General features: G+C 63.4%; 14 protein-coding genes. 9 read left to right on the top strand and 5 right to left on the bottom strand.

Annotation, left to right across the window (positions count from 1 at the left end; genetic code table 11):
* Positions 1–1,413 precede the first annotated feature (1,413 nt).
* Together K6G35_RS22600 and K6G35_RS22595 are read left to right on the top strand one after the other, a co-directional pair.
* Entirely contained in the window at positions 1,414–1,611 is a 198-nt protein-coding gene (locus K6G35_RS22600) for a type II toxin-antitoxin system VapB family antitoxin (RefSeq protein WP_011229380.1), read from the top strand.
* Between the two features lie 404 nt (positions 1,612–2,015).
* Complete coding sequence (locus tag K6G35_RS22595) at positions 2,016–2,273, top strand: type II toxin-antitoxin system Phd/YefM family antitoxin (protein WP_011229379.1); 258 nt, start codon at positions 2,016–2,018, stop codon at positions 2,271–2,273.
* A gap of 185 nt (positions 2,274–2,458) precedes the next feature.
* Here K6G35_RS22595 and K6G35_RS22590 read toward each other — a convergent pair whose 3' ends face one another.
* A complete protein-coding gene (locus K6G35_RS22590; protein WP_011229378.1) occupies positions 2,459–2,611 on the bottom strand; it encodes a hypothetical protein in 153 nt (50 codons plus the stop codon).
* Positions 2,612–3,085: 474 nt separating this feature from the next.
* On the opposite strand from K6G35_RS22590, the gene K6G35_RS22585 reads away from it, so the two are divergent.
* The 4 genes from K6G35_RS22585 to K6G35_RS22570 are packed head-to-tail and all read left to right on the top strand — an operon-like array spanning position 3,086 to position 7,105.
* Positions 3,086–3,730 (top strand): GbsR/MarR family transcriptional regulator, encoded by a 645-nt coding sequence (locus K6G35_RS22585; protein ID WP_008652475.1) that lies wholly within the window; start codon positions 3,086–3,088, stop codon positions 3,728–3,730.
* A 3-nt stretch (positions 3,731–3,733) separates the two neighbouring features.
* Positions 3,734–5,095, top strand: coding sequence for a cytochrome ubiquinol oxidase subunit I (locus K6G35_RS22580; protein WP_035884072.1), 1,362 nt, complete (start codon positions 3,734–3,736; stop codon positions 5,093–5,095).
* Positions 5,092–6,129 (top strand): cytochrome d ubiquinol oxidase subunit II, encoded by a 1,038-nt coding sequence (locus K6G35_RS22575; RefSeq protein ID WP_495676366.1) that lies wholly within the window; start codon positions 5,092–5,094, stop codon positions 6,127–6,129. The genes K6G35_RS22580 and K6G35_RS22575 overlap by 4 nt, the downstream gene beginning before the upstream one ends.
* A gap of 49 nt (positions 6,130–6,178) precedes the next feature.
* A complete protein-coding gene (locus tag K6G35_RS22570; RefSeq protein ID WP_495676365.1) occupies positions 6,179–7,105 on the top strand; it encodes an oxygenase MpaB family protein in 927 nt (308 codons plus the stop codon).
* Between the two features lie 6 nt (positions 7,106–7,111).
* Here K6G35_RS22570 and K6G35_RS22565 read toward each other — a convergent pair whose 3' ends face one another.
* Positions 7,112–8,653, bottom strand: a complete 1,542-nt coding sequence (locus K6G35_RS22565) for an MDR family MFS transporter (protein WP_495676364.1) — start codon at positions 8,651–8,653, stop codon at positions 7,112–7,114.
* Between the two features lie 77 nt (positions 8,654–8,730).
* On the opposite strand from K6G35_RS22565, the gene K6G35_RS22560 reads away from it, so the two are divergent.
* Positions 8,731–8,898 carry a hypothetical protein gene (locus K6G35_RS22560; RefSeq protein ID WP_155714372.1) on the top strand — a complete coding sequence of 56 codons (168 nt, stop codon included), beginning with the start codon at positions 8,731–8,733 and terminating at the stop codon, positions 8,896–8,898.
* Positions 8,899–8,905: 7 nt separating this feature from the next.
* Here K6G35_RS22560 and K6G35_RS22555 read toward each other — a convergent pair whose 3' ends face one another.
* Both K6G35_RS22555 and K6G35_RS22550 read right to left on the bottom strand, forming a co-directional pair.
* Complete coding sequence (locus K6G35_RS22555) at positions 8,906–9,091, bottom strand: rubredoxin (protein WP_008644636.1); 186 nt, start codon at positions 9,089–9,091, stop codon at positions 8,906–8,908.
* A gap of 110 nt (positions 9,092–9,201) precedes the next feature.
* The gene (locus K6G35_RS22550) at positions 9,202–13,227 is read right to left on the bottom strand and encodes a DUF748 domain-containing protein (RefSeq protein WP_008644637.1); all 4,026 of its coding nucleotides are present in this window, start codon (positions 13,225–13,227) and stop codon (positions 9,202–9,204) included.
* A gap of 281 nt (positions 13,228–13,508) precedes the next feature.
* Here K6G35_RS22550 and K6G35_RS22545 point away from each other — a divergent pair, with 281 nt between their 5' ends.
* Positions 13,509–14,819: an MFS transporter gene (locus tag K6G35_RS22545; RefSeq protein WP_008644638.1), complete on the top strand. Its 1,311-nt coding sequence runs from the start codon at positions 13,509–13,511 to the stop codon at positions 14,817–14,819.
* 115 nt (positions 14,820–14,934) lie between these two features.
* Here K6G35_RS22545 and K6G35_RS22540 read toward each other — a convergent pair whose 3' ends face one another.
* On the bottom strand, positions 14,935–16,008 hold the full coding sequence (locus tag K6G35_RS22540; RefSeq protein ID WP_035883119.1) for an extracellular catalytic domain type 1 short-chain-length polyhydroxyalkanoate depolymerase: 1,074 nt from the start codon (positions 16,006–16,008) through the stop codon (positions 14,935–14,937).
* 370 nt (positions 16,009–16,378) lie between these two features.
* Here K6G35_RS22540 and K6G35_RS22535 point away from each other — a divergent pair, with 370 nt between their 5' ends.
* Positions 16,379–17,035 carry a Crp/Fnr family transcriptional regulator gene (locus tag K6G35_RS22535; protein WP_152414958.1) on the top strand — a complete coding sequence of 219 codons (657 nt, stop codon included), beginning with the start codon at positions 16,379–16,381 and terminating at the stop codon, positions 17,033–17,035.
* Positions 17,036–17,064 lie beyond the last annotated feature (29 nt).

The raw sequence follows: 17,064 nt of genomic DNA, 5'->3' as shown, positions 1-17,064 counted from the left end.
GCCGCCATTGTTCGGCAACGACACAGCAATGCATAGGAAATGTGAGGCCCAAACACATGCGAACGGTGAGCCAATTAGATCAGCTTCGAAACCACGTACCGATTGGCCAGGATCGCCTTGGCGCGTTTGTCGCGCTTGCCTCGATTCCACAACCATACATTCGCGAACTGATGCAGTTGATTCAGCGGGAGATGGTCCCCATCTTCCATCACGAATCGGCAGGTGACTGCATATATCCTTGGGATTGGTACGCGTGGCTGGAGAATGCACTCTTTTGCCCATTTTGAACGCGAAAGAAACTGCCACTGCTGATATGGCTAACACAAGCAAGCCGAGTGAAAAGCTGCGGGCAGACGTTGTTGCCCTGCAAAAACGAAGTGTCCAGGTTGGCTGGCCCTGGCAGAGATTTCGGACAACGCCAAGTCGCACAGGCCCGTTCGTAGTGCCTATAAGGGGAAACTTCGCGTATCGCTGACAGGGCTCTAAGCGATCATTGACTGCTGCAACCGGCGCAAACTTCGGAAAGTGCCCAGTCGCGCTGATGGCGCTAATGTTGGCACTCGACCATGCCGGTGCAGCACGCCCGGTTAGCCGCATACCCCGTGATCCCTTGCTTTGGGCGGAAGGCTAATTCTTGCCCTACAACTACTGCGTCCACGTCTCCGCACGCCGGTTAGGGCGCCACAAGCGGGTCGGCCGAGCCACTATCCGAACGCCATGCGCCACAGCCACCACGTGACGGCACCCTCCCCATCCTGAACGACGAGCTGGCCTCTCTACCCCTTCTGACGCGAACTGGAATCAAGTGTGAAGGTTCAGGCGCAATCCGCTGCAAGCTCAGTAATATTAGCCGCGGTGATTCCGAAAAGAGTACAGTTGATCGCATGCCGCGTCCGCACGGCAAACGGTCCGCATCACGCTTTGATGATGTCAGGACTCGAATGCACCAATCTGTGCGAACAATGACAAGTCGAATTTCTGTCATTTTTGTCGTTATCCGTGGCAAATAATCGGCAACAACAAATGGAGAAGGTCGGTACGGCCGCCTCCAGCAAGGCTTTGGGGCGATTGAAAGCCCCGCGTACCGACCTTAATGGCGCGACGTACCGACCTTAATGGCGCGACACAACACAAAATGCCCAAGACTTCTGCTCAAACAAAGTGCATTGATTATCCCAATACTCAGTCCAGCGGCGATACGGCTGTGTGCTAAGGCGAACGTTACCGCAGCCAGGACCTGCACCGCGGGTGTACTCCTAAATGAACGCCGCACGCTCGGTGGCAATTGGCCGGTCTCAAGTTCCACGAACTGTCCTATTGGTGTGACATGCCGCCCGCGTTCCGAATGACAAGACGCACCATTTTAGGCATCAATAGATGCTATAAGTCCTGCTTGTACTCGCGGAGGTTCCCATGCGTACGACTATTGCGCTTGACGACGAATTGTTAGCCAAGGCGCAAGCCTATACGGGCCTGTCGGAGAAAACGGCAATTGTGCGCGAAGCGCTAAAGGCCTTGATCCAGCGTGAAGCGGCCAAACGACTCGCGAACCTTGGCGGAAGCCAACCGGGCATCCAAGGGGCGGCGCGGCGCCGGCAGGACATCGAATGATTCCTGTCGACAGGTCGATGTGGATTGATCACATCAACACACACCCCGCAGAAGGGCAAAGCACCCCTGTGCAGGCGAGAGCGCGTAATGCGCGTCAGGGACGGGGCATCGATCCGAATTGGAGCAAGTCTGCTAGTCGAGAAGCGCCCCGTTCTCCTCCCGGCCTCCTCGTCCTGCACATCCTTCGCAGGGAGCCGCGTCAAGGAGGCGTCAGAGTAAGCTCCATTGCCCTTTTTAATCGGATCCTCGTTGCGCAGATCATGCCGATCGTCGTCGCGCGCCACATCGGAAGCCACATACGGACCGAACTAGAGTTTCAAGGGACTGGAGGAAATTCTTGTTATCGTCTGGACTGGTAGACCACAGCCGGACCGACGCACGCCCACTTGAGCAGGATTGACCCAATGAAATCAATGGCCCTTAGTGTAGTGCGAGCAGATTTTGAGAAGACGATAGTCTCAGTCTGCAAGAACAGCGAGCCACTCGTCATCAAGAGACGGCGTGGCGCACCTGTGGTGCTCATGTCGCTTCAGGCCTACGAGAGCATCCAGGAGACGCTGCACCTGTTGGGGACCGAGAAGAACGCGACCCGGTTGCGTGAGTCCATTACGGAGTTTCGTGCGAGCCAGCCCCGGCGCAAGGGCACCAGACAGTACCCGTAAGCCTCCCCGTTAGACCAGACAATGTCCGCCATTTTGGGAGGGCGGAGCTAGTCCGTTTTGGCCGAATAGCTATTTCGGAGGGCTGAAAATGCAAACGGTACGGGCCCAGCCCTCCTCCCTCTCGGGATGAAGCATAGGTAGCCGTACCAAATTTATTTTAGTTTCGTACCGGTACTATTTTCGCCCTACAAACATCTGCTGAACGGCCCCGCCCCTCGCCTCAGATGCTGAAATAGGTTCATCTCCTGAATCTGCATGAACAATCGCTGCACGCCCTGCAGTGCGGCCCACAGCCGGTCGCATTCGAGGATCGTCAGCGCGTGGTGCAGTTGCTTCATGCGCCCTCTGACGAGCGGGCCACCAACACTGACGACCTTGTTCGCAAACGGAAGGTACCAGTGTCGATCGACTACTTCAGCCCGTTGATCGCGCTCTGCCACGGGAGGCACGCACGGGACTGACCGGCGATCGCTGGGACACCACCTTTGCGCACACGCCAGGAATGCAAAACCACGGTGGGGCGGCAGATCAATCCACCCTACATGGATGTACCGCCACGGAAGCCCCTCGCCGGATATGCGCACGCGGGCCGTACGTCCTCGCCCTCCATGCCTAGGCCCTTCTAGCCAGCACCACGCACGCCCGCCGCTCCCAATTATGAGCACTAAGTCTGAGAATCTTTGCAAGGTACTTTGAGAATTTGGGCCTTACTCTGAGAATGGACATGCGGCAAAGCGCCGCGCGAACTTCTTTGAGCACGATCAGGCGTTTCGTACTAAACTTTCACAAAATTCTGAAAGTTCGAAACGAACATGCAACTCTCGCCCCTGATCCAGCGCTTTGTTCTCCACTTCGGAGAGATGGGCAGTCGCTGGGGGATTAACCGAACGGTTGGTCAGATTTACGCCCTGCTCTTCACTGCCTCGCGCCCCCTCAACGCCGACGAAATCGCCGAATCTCTTGGGTTTTCGCGCTCGAATGTCAGCATCGGCCTGAAGGAACTGGAATCCTGGAACCTGGTGCGGCTGTCCCACCAGCCCGGCGACCGGCGCGAGTACTTCTCCGCGCCCGACGACGTCTGGGCCATCTTCCGCACGCTGGCCGAGCAACGCCGCCGGCGCGAGATCGATCCCACGTTGTCGATGCTGCGCGAAGTGCAGCTCGAAACGCCGACATCACCCGAGGATCTCCACGCGCAGGCGCGCATGAAGGAGATGTACGGGCTGATTTTCCTGGTCACCACGTGGTTCGGCGACACGCAGAAGCTTGACGTCGCCACGCTGGAAAAGCTGATGCGCCTGGGCTCGCGCGTCACCAAGCTGCTCGACGTGAAGGACCGCCTGACCTCCGCCATCGGTATCGGCGGAGACAAGGCATCCAGCAAGGCATCGAGCAAGCCAGCCCCCCGGGAAGCCGCCAAGGCCCCCGCGAAGTCCGCCCGTTCCCGCAAGGAGTAATTCGTGTTTGCAAGTGTCGATCCGGTGATACTGGCCCGCATCCAGTTCGCCGCGAATATCACGTTCCATATCCTCTTTCCCACCATCAGCATCTCTCTGGCGTGGGTCCTGCTGTTCTTCAAGCTGCGCTACAACAAGACCGGCGACGAAAGCTGGATGGACGCCTATCGCGTCTGGGTGAAGATTTTCGCGCTGACATTCGCGCTGGGCGTGGTCAGCGGCATCACGATGAGCTTCCAGTTCGGCACCAACTGGCCGGGATACATGGAGACCGTCGGCAATATCGCGGGCCCGCTGCTGGCCTATGAAGTCCTGACGGCGTTCTTCCTGGAAGCCACCTTCCTGGGCATCATGCTGTTCGGGATGCGCCGCGTCAGCAACCGGATGCACACCATCGCCACGCTGCTGGTGGCCGGTGGCACCACGCTGTCGGCATTCTGGATCCTGGCGCTGAACTCGTGGATGCAAACCCCGGCCGGCTTCGAGATGATCGACGGTCGCGCGCATGTGACAAGCTGGATCGAGGTCATCTTCAACCCGTCCTTCCCCTACCGTCTGGTCCACATGCTGCTGGCGTCCGGCCTGACCGTTGCCTTCCTGGTGGCCGGCATTTCCGCATACCGCTGGCTGCGCAACGATCGCAGCCGCGAAGTCCTGCATTCGATGCGTACGGGCGTGGTGCTGGCGGCGATCCTGATTCCGCTGCAGATCGTGGCCGGTGACCTGCACGGCCTGAACACGCTGCATCACCAGCCGGCCAAGATCGCGGCGATGGAAGGTATCTGGAAGACCGAGAAGGGCGCGCCGGCTGTGCTGTTCGGCCTGCCCAACGCCACGACGCAGTCGAACGATTTCGAGATCGCGATTCCGAAGCTGGCGTCGATCTACCTGACCCACAAGGTCGACGGCGAAATCAAGGGCATCGACGCATTTGCCGATCGCCACCCGCCCGTGGCCCCGCTGTTCTTCGCGTTCCGCATCATGGTTGGCGTTGGCCTGCTGATGCTGGCGGCCTCGTGGGTCGCTGCCTGGCAGTTCCGCAAGCGCGGCGCGCCCGCGCCGTGGATGGCGCGGCTGCTGGTGGCGATGACGTTCTCCGGCTGGGTCGCACTGGTCGCCGGCTGGTACGTCACCGAGATCGGCCGCCAGCCATATCTGGTCTACGGCGTGCTGACCACGGCGCAGGCCGCCTCCAAGGTGCCCGCGACGATGATCGGCAGCACGCTTGCCATGTACCTGACGCTCTATGCGGTACTGATCGTCGCCTATATCTCGGTGGTATTCCACCTGGCGCGCAAGGCCGGCAAGTCAAAGGACGATTCCTCCCAATCCGTTATCCCCGGTCAGCTCAGGAGCGCGCAATGAACCCGGCCACGATGCATGATCTTTCCCAGCCGGCCGGCTGGATGCCGCTGGTGTTCCTGGCGTTGATGGGCCTGTCGATGCTGATCTACGTGATCCTCGACGGCTACGATCTTGGCGTTGGCGTGCTGCTGCGGCGCGCCGACGACGCCGACAAGGACACCATGATCGCCTCGATCGGGCCATTCTGGGACGCCAACGAAACGTGGCTCGTGCTCGGCGTAGGCCTGCTGCTGACCGCGTTTCCGATGGCGCACGGCGTCATCCTGACGCAGCTGTACCTGCCCGTGGCGCTGATGCTGGCCGGCCTGATCGTCCGTGGCGTGGCATTCGACTTCCGCGTCAAGGCACGAGACCCGCACAAGCCATGGTGGAACTTCGCGTTCTACGCGGGCTCGCTGCTGGCCAGCTTCTCGCAGGGCCTGATGCTCGGCCTGTACATCACCGGCTTTCGCTACGACCTGCCCAACCTGCTGTTCGCCGTGGCCGTGGGCCTGTGCCTGGTGGCCGGCTACTGCCTGCTGGGCGCAAGCTGGCTGATCATGAAGACCACGGGCAACCTGCAGTTGCGCGCGATCTACTGGGCGCGCCGCAGCCTGTGGCTCACCGCGATTGGCGTGGCCGCGATCTCGATCGTCACGCCGATGGTCAGCGAGCGCATCTTCGAGAAGTGGTTCTCCCTGCCGAACATCATCCTGTTGGCGCCGATTCCGCTGCTGACGATGGTGCTGTTCGTGGTCATCGAGCGACTGCTGCGCCGGATGCGTGACCTGCACGCGAACGGCAACGACCGCTGGTGCTGGGTGCCGTTCGTGGGCACCGCCGTGATCTTCCTGCTGGCGTTCAACGGCCTGGCCTACAGCCTGTTCCCGTACCTCGTGGTCGATCGCATCGACATCTGGCAGGCGGCCAGCGCGCCGGAATCGCTGATGGTGATCCTGATCGGCGCGGTGATCGTGCTGCCCACGATCCTGGGTTACACGGTCTACGCGTACCGTGTATTCTGGGGCAAGGCCACGGACCTGCGTTACGACTGACCCCATCGAACCCGTGGCTTTCTGGCGTCGAGGAGGCGCCCATGCCGCAATGCCGCCAGGACTCCCCCGCTCGTCCGCCCCGTCCACACCTTCCGCCGGCCCGTTGCAACGTCTGCGCAACCAGGCCGGCGCGCAGGTCCGCGCCCTGACGCGCAGCAACTCCGGGCTGACGCTCGACTACGACAACCCACCCGGAGACCCCGGCCTGTTCGGGCCGGACGCAGTCTGCTGGCGCGTCCATTCCGATTTCCCGGCGATGCTGGCCGGGGGTGTCAGCGCGTTGCTGCTGCAGGCGCTCCATCCGCTGGCATTGGCGGGCGTCTGGGACCACTCCACGTTTCGCACCGACATGCAGGGCCGGCTCGGGCGAACGGCGCAGTTCATCGCGGGCACCACATATGGCAGCCATGCCGACGCCATGACGCTGATCGAGCGCGTGCGCCGCATCCATGCCAGCATCAAGGGCACCGCGCCCGATGGCCAGCCGTACGCCGCCGACGACCCGGCGCTGCTGACGTGGGTACACGTGGCCGAAGTGTCGAGCTTTCTGACGGGATACCTGCGCTATGTCGGGCCGCTCTCCGCAGCCGAGCAGGATCGTTACTTCGAGGAAGAAGCCAGGGTCGCCGCGCTGCTTGGCGCGCCGGACGTGCCGCGTTCCCGCGCGGAGATCGACGCATATCTGGAAGCGCAGCAGCCGCTGCTCGTCAATAGCGAGCGCACCCGAGAGGTCGTTCAACTGGTCATGACGATGCCAGTGGCCAACCCGCTGCTGATACCCGCGGTACGGACCATGGCCGATGCGGGTGTGGCGCTGTTGCCGCCCTGGGCGCGCCAGATGCTCGGCCTGCACCGGCCATCGCTGCGCCGCTCGCTGGCATTGACCGGAATGCGCGCGCTGGCGCCCACGTTGCGCTGGGCGCTTGGCCCAGGGCTGGCGGCGCGCGCGCGGCGACGCGTGGCCAGCACGGGCTGAACGCCGTTATTCCGCGGCGGCTGCCGATGCCGCCCCGGCCGGGCTGCCGCGCAGCGTCTTCTCCTTGAGCCGCATGACGAAGAACGGCGCGATCAATGACACGCCCGCGCTCATCAGGAACAGCAGGCGGAAGGCATGCTCCGCCGCCTCGCGCACCGCGGCAGCGTCGCCCTGATCCCCCGCATCCATGGCCCGTCGGAACATGCTCATCAGCACATCCTCGCCACCATGCAGGTCACTGACCGCCATGCCGCTATGGCGTAGCAGCGCGATCAGCACCGTGGTCAGCACCGCCACGCCCACCGCGCCGCCAAGCAGGCGCGAGAACGCGGTCAGCGCGGTGGCGATGCCAACCTGCTGCGGCGGCACCGAGTTCTGCGTGGCCACCAGCCCGCTCGGCAGTTGCAGGCCGATTGACAGGCCCAGGACGATCATCACCAGCGCGGCCGGCACCACCGCCTGCGGCGGCACAAAGGCCAGCCCGACGATGGCAATCGGCGCCACCAGACAGCCAGCCAGTTGCAGCGGCTTGTAACGCCCGCTCCACGACATCAGCCGGCCCGACGCATAGGCGCCGAACGGAATGGCCAGCGTCAGCGGCACCAGCCGCAGCGCGGCGGTGTCGGCCCCCGCGCCACCCACGACCTGGAAGCGCAGCGGCAGCAGCACTGACATCGCGATCAACTGGAAGAAGCACAGGAACAGCGTCAGGCAGCAGATCGCGACGGTCGGCACGGCGAGCATCTTCAGCGGAATCACCGGGTCGATGGCACGCCGCTCCTGCCAGACGAATAGCACCAGACCGATCACCCCGGCAGCCAGCAGACCGATCGTCTGCGGCTCCATCGGCGAGTGGCCTTGCCCCATCCGCGTCAGGAACACCAGCACGCCAGACAGGCCGCCGCCAAACAGCAGCGCGCCGAGGTAGTCGATGCGATGCTTGCGTCCGCTGACCGGCAAATGCCGCAGCGCCCGGCGCACCACGACCAGCGCGATCAGCCCCAGCGGAATGTTGATCCAGAAAATCCAGCGCCATGAAAGGAAGTGCGCAAGGTAGCCGCCAATCACGGGCCCGGCCATGCTGGCCACGGCCCAGACGCCGCTGACGTAGCCCTGGTACTTGCCGCGTTCACGTAGTGGCACCACGTCGGCGATCGTTGCCTGCGATACCGAGATCAGGCCGCCACCGCCAAGGCCCTGCAGAATGCGCGCGACGATCAGCATCGGCATCGTCGTGGCCATCGCGCAGGCGATCGACGCCAGCACGAACAGCACGATCGAGAACGTCAACACGGAGCGGCGCCCGAGCACGTCGGACAGCTTGCCGTAGATCGGCGTGACCACGGTGGACGCCACCAGATAGGCGGAGATCACCCACGCCATGTCCTCGAAACCGTTGAGCTGCAAGGCGATCTCGGGCAGGACCACGGCCACGATCGATTGTTCTAGGGCACCCAGCATGATGGCCAGCATCAGGCCGAAGATGACCTGCATCACGGGCACGTCTGGGGGGGAATGCGGGGCGGAGGGCGCTTGCGGAGCGGACATGGAGGAGCCTGCACGGCAGGCATTGGCCGGACAGCCTGCCTGCTCTTGTGAGCGGCTGCAGGCGAGAAGGAGGCGCGATGTCTCTTCTTATGCTCGCCACCGTGATGGTGGCGCTGCTGGTCGTGACCGTGGGCACGGCATTGTGGCGCTGCAGCCACCCGTACCGGATGCGCTATACACGCTGCGCGCAAAAGCGACGGCGCGCGGGCATCTGTCGATCGGCGACCCAGCGCGAAGCGCCGTGACCTGACGTCAGATCTCGATCATCGAGAAATCACCCTTGCCGACATCGCATTCCGGGCAGCGCCAGTCGTCCGGGATGTCTTCCCAGCGTGTGCCTGCGGCAATGCCTTCTTCGGGCAAGCCCAGTTCCTCGTCGTACACCCAGCCGCAAATCAGGCAAACCCAAGTCTTATAGGCTACTGCTTCCTGCTGCACATCTCGCTCCCGATATCTATTCAAGTTTCGGGGCGCATGATACGCGGTTTTCGATGACGGTCTCCATGCCGGCGTTCGAGCATTTCATTCAAACGCCGGCACGCGTCCCATCATTGACGGATCGAGAAATCGACACGGTTGGGCTTGCCCTTGTCCTTGATCCCTTCCGCGTTGAGCTTCGGCGCGGTCAGGAACAGCCGGGCGTTGGGCACCTTGCCATCACGCTCGAGCGCCTGCTTGACCGTCAACGCCCGCTGCTCCGCCAACGCGCGCAGTTCCGTATCGGTCACTGGCGCATGTTCGAGCAGCAGCTTCTCCATCTCGGCCGGCGGCAGCGACTTGGTCAGGCCAATGAAGTTGCGGGGCTTCTTGAACGACTCGCGCTTGTACACCGCTTCCAGGTACTTCGGATATTCCTGAGGCGATACGGTGACCGTGGCGCCCTGCTCGCCGCCCTCGCCCTCTTCCGCCTGCGCGCCTGCCTGTGCCGAACGGCGCAGATCGCGCTGCTTGGCTTCGGCGACACGCTGGTTCAGCCAGACGCGGCGCGCGCCATCGGCATCGGTGTCGGGGTCGATCCGGCCGCTGATTTCCAGATTGAGCGAAGGACGGTCGGCGAGCGCTTTGCCGATGGTCTCGATCTTCTTGTGCGCGTCGTCGGTCAACGTGGAAGAACCCGGCGCGAACTCGATATAACCCAGCTCTTCCGCGTTGCCGCCAAATGCATGGGCAATCAGCGCGAACGGCGAGGTGATCGCCTTGGCCAGCAGGTTGACGATCACGCGCAGGATGACACCACCGATGCTGAACTCCGGATCGGACAAGGAGCCCGAGACCGGCAGGTTGATGTCGATCACGCCATTGCGGTCCTTGAGCAGCGATACCGCCAGCAGCACAGGCACCTTGACCGCGTCGGGGCTGTCCACCTTGTCGCCGAAGGTGAGCTGGTCCAGGTAGAGGTGGTTCTTCGCATCGAGCTTGCCATTCTCGATCTTGTACGCCACGTCGACGTTCAGCTTGCCCTTGGTGATCGGGTAGCCCGCGTACTTGGCCGCGTAAGGCGTCAGACGCGTCAGTTCTACGCCGTCCGCCTTTGCGGCGATATCGAGGAAGAGCTGTTCGCCCAGCGGATTGATCTTGCCGCTGATATTGACGGGAGCATCATCGTCGAGCCGGCCATCCAGCACCAGATCTGCCGGCGTAGGATCCCCCGTGGAAACCTTGGAGATCGACCCCTTCATGCCAGTCAGGTTGGCAGAGTAATTCGGCTTGATGAAGAAGTCCGAGAAGTTGATGTTCCCCTTGTCGATGGAAACACCGCCCAGACGGATAACCGGCTTGGGCCCCGCTGCCTGCGCGGGGGCCGCCGCCGTCTCCGGCTTGGCCTCGGGCTTGGCTTCAGGTTTGGCTTCGGGTGCCGAAGCCGGATTCGCCTGGGTCAGGCTGGTCGACGGCGCTGGCTGGCCCTTTGCCGCGCCACCCGCCATCACGTCCTGCAGGTTCAGCCGGCCATTGGCGTTCAGGATCACCCGGGCGTAGAAATCGGACAACGCCACGTTGTTGACCCCAAGCTGGAGTGGCCCCTTGGCATCGTTCATGTTGAAGTCGATGCCACTCACGGCCAGCGAGCGCCAGCGCAGAAAGTCGTCGCCGGTGACACGGTCCACCGTACGCACATTTCCGGCCATCACGTTGCCATTGAATCGCACCGCTATCGGCTTGCCGGCCGGCGCCTCGTAGGCAACCTTGCCCTTGAGCGTCAGCGCCCCGCTGCGCAACGCAGCGTTGAAACGGTCAGCCATGTAGGGCTGCAACGGCGCGATGTCGAGTTCGCGCAGATCGAGCTGCAATTGCGCGGCCGGACCGGTCGGCGTGACCTGTCCGTCGATGTTCATCACACCCTTGCGCCCGCTTTCGGCGTGCAGCTTCATCGGCACCGCCCCCGGCGAGAGCGGCCAGGTCACAGTGCCGCTGCTGAATCCGATGTTGCGGAACTGGTGAATGACCGGGCGACCGCGATTGGCCTCGGCCGGCTCATAGTCCGCCAGGCGCGCGGAGCCGCCATCCACCGCCACCTTGCCAATGCGCACCTTCCAGCCCGGCGCTCCCGCGCCGCCGCCATTTGTCGCGGCCGTCGCCGCAGCCGGCGCACGCGCCCGCTTGCCAGCGGACTCGGCTGATTCGACGGCCCAGATCCGCGCCATCTCCAGCAGTTGGCCGCTATGGTCACGCGTTGCCGCGATCTGCGGTTTGGCCAGCGATACCTGCCCCGCTTCGAACGTCTGCTTGGCCAGGTCGAGCTGGATGTCGTCCAGCACGAGCTTGTCAGCCTTGAGCAGCGGCAGATTGGCGCCCTCGGTGTCCGCCACGCGCTGGCTAGCGCGGTTGCCGCGTTGCGCGCGGCCCGCGCGGCCTTTCGGCGCCGGGCTCGCGGCCTTCGTCGCGCGATCATCGCTGCCAGCCGAAGCGGGCAGATTGACAGGCTCGCGCGTGGCCACGTAGAGCGGTGACAGCTCAACCCGGGATTTCTCGAGCGTGAACTGGAACACCGGCTGCGACCACGCCATCTTGTAGTTCAGCTCGGCGTTGATGCCGGTATCACCAAACTGGCTGCGCAGCTCGTGCGGCCACCACGCCGCGAAGCCTTGCGGGCGCACGCCGGAAGTTTCCAGCGTGCCGTTCAGTGTGCCCTTCTTGAGGTCGAGTTCCCCGGACTGCTTGATGGTCTGGCCATCAGCGATCGTGACCGTGGCATCGAGTTTGGCAGGCTTGTCCCCGGTGCTGGCCAGATTGGCGATATCGACATTCACGGGCCCGATGTCCAGCTTGCCCGGCCCCGAGGGCGCCATCGCATCGACAAACCCCAGTTTCGCGTCCTTGATCGCGATGCGGTCGACGGCGTAGGACCATGGCACCTCTTCGGCCTTGGGCGGCGCCTGCACGCCCGAAGCGGCAACCGCCGAGGCCGGGGCCGGCGTGGCGGATGCCGGTGCGGCTGCGGGAGCCTTGGCCGGCGCCGTCTTCATACCTTCCGGCAGGAAGGCCGTCGCCAGATCGAGCGTGCCGTCGGCACCGCGGGTTGCCAGCAAGCCGAAGCCGTCCAGTTCGATGCTCTTCACGTGCGCCTTGTGGGCCAGTGGCTCCACACGATCGAGGTCGACCGCCAGCCGTCCCGCCTTGACCAGCGGCGCGCCCGCATGCGTCACCACGTCGGCGTCGCGCAGGGCGATGGTTCCGGACACGTACAGGTCCTGCTTGTCCTTTTCCTGACGGAAGCCCACGTTGAGCCGGGTATCCACGAGCCCGCTCTTGACTTCAGCATCCTTCAGCTTTGGCGCGAACGCCATGTACTTCGCTACCTCGAGCCCATCCAGGTTGATGTTGAGGTTTGCTTCACGGCTGTCCGCGAAAGGCTGCATCGTGCCAGCCAGCGCCAGCGGCGACCCATTGATCTTCGCAAACAGGCTCGGCGCCGTGTTCAGCGTGACGTCGTGGGGCAGGTTTGACAGGAACGGCAGGGTCAGCGTGAAGTTCTCCACGCGCTGGACGGTATTGAGCAGCTTGTCCTCATAGAGGAAGCTGGTATTCGTCACCGCGATATTGCTGACCGAGAACCGCGCGGGCTTTGCGTCGGCCGGCTTCGGCGGCAGCGCGGCAAAGCGTTCTTGCACATCGGCAAAGTTCATGCGGCCATTCGCATCGCGCAAGACATGCACGGACAGCGCATCCACATGAAGGGAATCAATGACCGGCGCGAGGTGCCAGACCGATGCGGCCGAGGTCTTGGCCTCGGCCTCGCCCAGCGTCACCATCGGCGTCTTGCCGTCGGGCTCGTAGATGGTCAGGTTGTTGATTGTGGCGGACAGACTGAACGGCCGCACATGCGCCTCGCCCAGTGTCACCTTGCGCCCCAGCGCCTCGGTGGCGTTTTTCTCCACCAGATACTTGATCAGCGGCGGCCCACCGAAATAGCCGGCCAGCCCGAATACGGCCAGCGCGGCCACCACGCCACCCGCGACGCGTACGGCCACGCGCCTGCGAGGCGTGGCCATGGCCGCCCCTGTCGCGGCCTGGATGGAATCCTTGAAAGCCATGTCACCCCAGAGTAGTTCGACCCCACGCAGGCTCAGCCCCATGCCGGCCTGCGCTTTGTGCCCCGGATTTCACTTGTTTTTCATTATGGAGACGGATTATGGCAGTGCAAAGGACGATTTAGTAATCCGATTTATACAAAATCAGGGATGCGACAGACCGATCTGGTATCGTTACGCCTTTGCGAAGCGTCCGTTGCCTGCCAGCCTGCTTACCCCGCCGGCCTCCGGTTCGCTCAGTTCGTGCTGTTATCCCTTCGGCCGTCCCCCTCCACGTCATCCGTGTTGCGCGCTTCGCATGTGAATGTATCCATGCGAGTCTTTTCATGTCCACCTCCAGCAGTACTGCCGGGGCTTCGGGCGCGCAAGGCGGCCATGCCGCTCGCCCGCTGACCGGTCAGGATTACAAGACGCTCGCGCTTGCCGCACTTGGCGGCGCGCTCGAGTTCTACGATTTCATTATTTTTGTTTTCTTTGCCAAGGTCATTGGCCAGTTATTCTTCCCGGCATCCGTGCCGGACTGGCTGCGCATGCTGCAGACCTTCGGCATCTTCGCGGCCGGCTACCTGGCACGCCCGCTGGGCGGCATCATCATGGCGCACTTCGGTGACCTGCTGGGCCGCAAGAAAATGTTTACGTTGTCGATTCTGCTGATGTCGGTACCGACGCTGCTGATGGGCCTGCTGCCGACCTATGCTTCGGTGGGCCTGCTGGCGCCGATGGCGCTGCTGGTGCTGCGCATCCTGCAGGGTGCCGCCGTGGGCGGAGAAGTCCCCGGCGCATGGGTGTTCGTGTCCGAACACGTGCCCCAGCGTCACGTCGGATATGCCTGCGGCACGCTGACCGCCGGTCTGACGGCCGGCATCCTGCTCGGCTCGCTGGTAGCCACTGGCATCAACGCCGTATTCGATCCGCAGGAACTCGTCGACCATGGCTGGCGCGTGCCGTTCGTGCTGGGCGGCGTGTTCGGTGTCGGCTCGATGTACCTGCGCCGCTGGCTCCATGAAACCCCGGTCTTCGCGGAACTGCAGCAACGCAAGGCGCTGGCCGCCGAACTGCCGCTCAAGACGGTCGTGCGCGACCACCGCGGCGCCGTTGTCATCTCGATGCTGCTCACGTGGATGCTGTCCGCTGGCATCGTGGTGGTGATCCTGCTGACGCCGACCTACCTGCAGACGCTGTACGGCTTCGACGCCCGCACCGCGCTGGTGGCCAACAGCGCCGCAACGCTGTGCCTGTCGATCGGCTGCGTGGTGGCCGGCATCCTGGCTGACCGCATCGGCGCGCGCCTGACGCTTTCGATCGGTGGCGCACTGCTGGCTGCCACGGCCTACGTGCTGTACACGACGATCGGCACCCGTCCCGACCTGCTGCTCCCGCTGTACGCCCTGGCCGGCTTCTTCGTCGGCACGATTGGCGCCGTACCTTACGTGCTGGTGCACGCGTTCCCAGCGCAAGTGCGGTTCTCCGGGCTGTCCTTCTCGTACAACGTCTCGTACGCGATCTTCGGCGGACTGACGCCGGTGATCGTCTCGCTGATGCTCAAGAATGATTCGCTGGCCCCGGCCCACTATGTGGTCGGCGTCTGCATCATGGGTATCGTGACGGCGCTGTTCGTACGCAAGCGGCACGCCTGATCGCGCCCGCCACGCTTGCCGCGCTGGCACAATGAAAAAGGGGGAAGGCTGTCAGCCTTCCCCCTTTTTCATTTGGGCGCGCTTCGGGCTCCGTCCTGGGCCCCGTCCTGCGTTGTCACGCAGCCCGCTTGTGCTGACGGAGAAACTGCCAGATCAGCCAGCTCGCATCCGGGCCGATGCTGCTGTGGTACGGTACCGTGGCATCGCCGCCGCTCCACGCATGACCCAGGCCCCCCACTTCCACCAGTCGGACCAGATCGCGATTCCAGCGGCCAAAGCGCGCTTCGCGAACTTCGCCATCCTTGCCGAGCGGCGCATCGTTTGCGCTTTCGATCTGTCCGCCAAGGCTGCCACCCAGGCCGTTGTAGGCCAGGAACTGCTGCGTCAGCAAACGCCCGTTGATCGGATGCACCGCTTCGTCCGCCATGCCGTGCAACACGATGGCCGGCATGGCCGGGCCGCCGGGCGTCACGCCAGCAGCATCGAGCAATAGCGCGGGCTCGATCGCCGAGCCCTCGTGCATCGCCCTCAGGCCCGCCCGGGGCGAATCGGCCGCACCGATCACTACACCGGAGTGCAGTCCCACGGCAGCGACCTTGTCCGGGTAGCGCAACGCCACCAGAGCCGCCATCGCGGCACCCGCCGACAACCCGGCAAGGTAGATCTCACCGATCCGTACGTCGGGCCGGGTTGCCAGTTCGTCGATCAGCAGTGCCAGCGCCTGTGCTTCGCGCCCGCCCTGTCCGGCCGCGAGGTCGAACCACTGCCAGCACCGATGCACGGAGCGCCGCAGTGGCTGCTGCGGATAAGCCACCATGAATCCTTCACGCTCGGCCAGCGCGTTCATGCGCGTGCCAGCCGCCAGGGCTTCAGGCGTTTGCTGACATCCGTGCAGCATCACCACGACGGGCAATGCGCCCTTGGCGCCGGACGGAATATAGAGCCGGTACGAGAGTTGCGGGACCAGTTCGCCCGGTAGCGGCGTCAGGCCCAGATTCAGCGACTGCCAGTTGCCTGGCAGTTCAGTCGGCCCGGCCTCGCTTGGCGCGGTGTGGCGCTGGCGATGAGTGGCTGGAGGCGCCAGTTCCAGACGCTCCAGCCATGTACGAATTTGTTTCGCGGGCTGAAACTGCGCGCGACGAATTTGTCGCAGCTGCGCATCCCAGTCCGGAGAGAGGCTTTTGGCCATATGAAGACTCCTGTTCGTCTTGAGAACGGGTCTCCTCCTTTATTGTGCGATGCAGCATAGCACAATCGACGAGGCGCCTTTCCGACATTGTCTTGAAGACACAACATGAATTTTTGAAAGAATTCTCTACTTTCCGGGCACATGCTGACCTCTCCTCCAAGGAGGCCGCAAAAAAACTTACTACGCCTGTTTAAAAGAATGCAGATCGACTCACGATCAGCGATGTTCGTGGGCACTTATACTGTCGGGAAAAAATGTCCACCATGCCTGCCAGGAGGCAATACCACTGGACCACCAAGCCCCCAGCGTCTCATGCTGCACCCTGTGCCCGTTCCAATCCGTTTGCGCAAGTGCACACGGCGGCACCTCGTTGCCCGACAGACCAGCATTGAGCCCCGAGCGCAAGCATCTGCAAGCCGGTGAGACGCTATTCAGGCAGGACCAACCGGTACGCGCCGTCTACCCATTGCGCCACGGCGGCATCAAGCGGATGTACGAATCTGCACTTGGATGGCGGCAATTGACCGGCTTCATGCTCCCCGGCGACGTAGCCGGCCTCGAGCCGAACGACGCGCCGCAGTTCGGCACGAGCGCGATTGCCCTGCAGGCATCCGAATGCTGTGTGGTGCCACTGGAGACAGCGAAGCGCTGCGAGGAAGATCCGGCGGTTCACGCCGCCTTGCTCGCGCTACTTCACCGCGACGCCTTGCGGCAGCGCGAGTTGCTGGTGACCATCGGCTCGATGAAGGCCGCGCAGCGGCTGGCCATGCTGTTGCTGGATCAGGCTGCGGAACACCGCCGCCGCGGCACCGACGGGGGAGAAGTCATGCTGGCGATGACTCGCAACGATATCGCCAGCTACCTGGGCCTGACGCTGGAGACGGTCTCGCGGCTTCTGTCCCGCTTTGCGTCCGTCGGGCTGATCACGGTGCGGCACCGTCAGCTTCGTATCGTCGACGAGAAAGGGCTGTCAGACGTCCACGCCGAAGCGGACCGCATCACGCTGCGCGGTCCGGATCCGGCTTAGACGCCATTGCCGGAGACTTCGGATCCGGA

This window comes from Cupriavidus sp. HY129 (assembly GCF_059492215.1).
The sequence above is the reverse complement of the archived record's forward strand: the minus strand, read 5'-3'. Positions and strand labels throughout refer to the sequence as shown.